We start from the raw sequence: 2,499 nt of genomic DNA, 5'->3' as shown, positions 1-2,499 counted from the left end.
TTGTTCCGCTCTCGTGATGTGTCTCCCGATTACGGGAAAACATTCACGGAGAGTTTGATCCTGGCTCAGGACGAACGCTGGCGGCGTGCTTAACACATGCAAGTCGAACGATGAAGCCCTTCGGGGTGGATTAGTGGCGAACGGGTGAGTAACACGTGGGCAATCTGCCCTTCACTCTGGGACAAGCCCTGGAAACGGGGTCTAATACCGGATAATACTTTCTCTCTCCTGGGAGAAGGTTGAAAGCTCCGGCGGTGAAGGATGAGCCCGCGGCCTATCAGCTAGTTGGTGGGGTAATGGCCTACCAAGGCGACGACGGGTAGCCGGCCTGAGAGGGCGACCGGCCACACTGGGACTGAGACACGGCCCAGACTCCTACGGGAGGCAGCAGTGGGGAATATTGCACAATGGGCGAAAGCCTGATGCAGCGACGCCGCGTGAGGGATGACGGCCTTCGGGTTGTAAACCTCTTTCAGCAGGGAAGAAGCGAAAGTGACGGTACCTGCAGAAGAAGCGCCGGCTAACTACGTGCCAGCAGCCGCGGTAATACGTAGGGCGCAAGCGTTGTCCGGAATTATTGGGCGTAAAGAGCTCGTAGGCGGCTTGTCACGTCGGTTGTGAAAGCCCGGGGCTTAACCCCGGGTCTGCAGTCGATACGGGCAGGCTAGAGTGTGGTAGGGGAGATCGGAATTCCTGGTGTAGCGGTGAAATGCGCAGATATCAGGAGGAACACCGGTGGCGAAGGCGGATCTCTGGGCCATTACTGACGCTGAGGAGCGAAAGCGTGGGGAGCGAACAGGATTAGATACCCTGGTAGTCCACGCCGTAAACGTTGGGAACTAGGTGTTGGCGACATTCCACGTCGTCGGTGCCGCAGCTAACGCATTAAGTTCCCCGCCTGGGGAGTACGGCCGCAAGGCTAAAACTCAAAGGAATTGACGGGGGCCCGCACAAGCAGCGGAGCATGTGGCTTAATTCGACGCAACGCGAAGAACCTTACCAAGGCTTGACATACACCGGAAAGCATCAGAGATGGTGCCCCCCTTGTGGTCGGTGTACAGGTGGTGCATGGCTGTCGTCAGCTCGTGTCGTGAGATGTTGGGTTAAGTCCCGCAACGAGCGCAACCCTTGTTCTGTGTTGCCAGCATGCCCTTCGGGGTGATGGGGACTCACAGGAGACTGCCGGGGTCAACTCGGAGGAAGGTGGGGACGACGTCAAGTCATCATGCCCCTTATGTCTTGGGCTGCACACGTGCTACAATGGCCGGTACAATGAGCTGCGATGCCGCGAGGCGGAGCGAATCTCAAAAAGCCGGTCTCAGTTCGGATTGGGGTCTGCAACTCGACCCCATGAAGTCGGAGTTGCTAGTAATCGCAGATCAGCATTGCTGCGGTGAATACGTTCCCGGGCCTTGTACACACCGCCCGTCACGTCACGAAAGTCGGTAACACCCGAAGCCGGTGGCCCAACCCCTTGTGGGAGGGAGCTGTCGAAGGTGGGACTGGCGATTGGGACGAAGTCGTAACAAGGTAGCCGTACCGGAAGGTGCGGCTGGATCACCTCCTTTCTAAGGAGCACTTCTTACCGAGCAAAGCTTGGTCAGAGGCCAGAACACCGGCGAATGTTCGGTGCTGGTAGCTCATGGGTGGAACGTTGACTACTCGGCACGGCAAGTTGTTGTCACTAGTACTGCTTCGGCGTGGAACGTGGGAATGATTGGTCGGGTCGGGCACGCTGTTGGGTATCTGAAGGTACGGCCGTCATGGTCGTCCTTCGGTTGCCGGCCCCAGTGAACTCGCCCGTGAGGGTGGGGTGGTGGGTGGCTGGTCGTTGTTTGAGAACTGCACAGTGGACGCGAGCATCTGTGGCCAAGTTTTTAAGGGCGCACGGTGGATGCCTTGGCACCAGGAACCGATGAAGGACGTGGGAGGCCACGATAGGCCCCGGGGAGCTGTCAACCGAGCTTTGATCCGGGGGTGTCCGAATGGGGAAACCCGGCAGTCGTCATGGGCTGTCACCCGCTGCTGAACACATAGGCAGTGTGGAGGGAACGAGGGGAAGTGAAACATCTCAGTACCCTCAGGAAGAGAAAACAACCGTGATTCCGGGAGTAGTGGCGAGCGAAACTGGATGAGGCCAAACCGTATGCGTGTGATACCCGGCAGGGGTTGCGCATGCGGGGTTGTGGGATCTCTCTTTCATGGTCTGCCGGCCGTGAGACGAGTCAGAAACCGTTGATGTAGGCGAAGGACATGCGAAAGGTCCGGCGTAGAGGGTAAGACCCCCGTAGCTGAAACATTAGCGGCTCGTTTGAGAGACACCCAAGTAGCACGGGGCCCGAGAAATCCCGTGTGAATCTGGCGGGACCACCCGTTAAGCCTAAATATTCCCTGGTGACCGATAGCGGATAGTACCGTGAGGGAATGGTGAAAAGTACCGCGGGAGCGGAGTGAAATAGTACCTGAAACCGTGTGCCTACAAGCCGTGGGAGCGTCGGA

The 2,499-nt window shown here is 58.1% G+C and carries 2 rRNA genes (1 of these 2 only partly in view); both read left to right on the top strand.

Annotated features, from left to right (window positions below):
- Nucleotides 1-42 precede the first annotated feature (42 nt).
- Nucleotides 43-1,568 (top strand): 16S ribosomal RNA (locus tag ACZ6C6_RS34910).
- A gap of 299 nt (nucleotides 1,569-1,867) precedes the next feature.
- Nucleotides 1,868-2,499: ribosomal RNA gene (locus ACZ6C6_RS34905) — 23S ribosomal RNA — on the top strand; it runs 1,925 nt beyond the window's last position.
- The 16S and 23S rRNA genes sit together here, the layout of an rRNA operon.

The organism is Streptomyces sp. NPDC041814 (assembly GCF_055590565.1).
Note: the sequence above shows the minus strand (reverse complement) of the source record. Positions and strands in the feature narration are given on the sequence as shown.